Source organism: Psychromarinibacter sediminicola (genome assembly GCF_029168335.1).
GTDB classification, from domain to species: domain Bacteria; phylum Pseudomonadota; class Alphaproteobacteria; order Rhodobacterales; family Rhodobacteraceae; genus Psychromarinibacter; species Psychromarinibacter sediminicola.
In genome coordinates this window covers 1-370 of sequence record NZ_JARGYC010000254.1, presented here as the reverse complement: position 1 = coordinate 370, position 370 = coordinate 1, and the positions used below count along the sequence as shown (strand labels likewise).

The window sequence follows — 370 nt, the reverse complement described above, 5'->3', positions numbered from 1 at the left end:
ACGAAGGCGGTGGCGCATCCGACGGACGGGCACCTGATGCTGCGGGCGGTGGAGCGGCTCGGCGCCCTGGCGCGCGCGCATGGGGTGACGCTGCGCCAGTCCTTTGCCCGGGTCGCACGGCGAGCACGCCGTGAGGCGAGCCGGCTGCTCTACAGTCGCGGTCACAAGCAGGGCCAACGGCATCTGCGGAAGCTGCGGACCTATCTCGGCCGTCTGATCCGGGACATCGGCCGGAAGATCGCCGGCGACCCGGCCCTGGAGGCCGCCTTCGCCACGCCGCTGGAGCGGGCGCAGCGCATCCACGACCAGCAGCCGGGCGACGCCGAGAAGCTCTATGCCTTCCACGCGCCGGAGGTGGAGTGCATGGGGA

At 72.4% G+C, this 370-nt stretch carries 1 pseudogene; it reads left to right on the top strand.

What is annotated here, in order from left to right:
• Positions 1–9: 9 nt before the first annotated feature.
• Positions 10–370 (top strand): annotated as a pseudogene (locus P1J78_RS25245) (IS5/IS1182 family transposase); the annotation flags it as partial.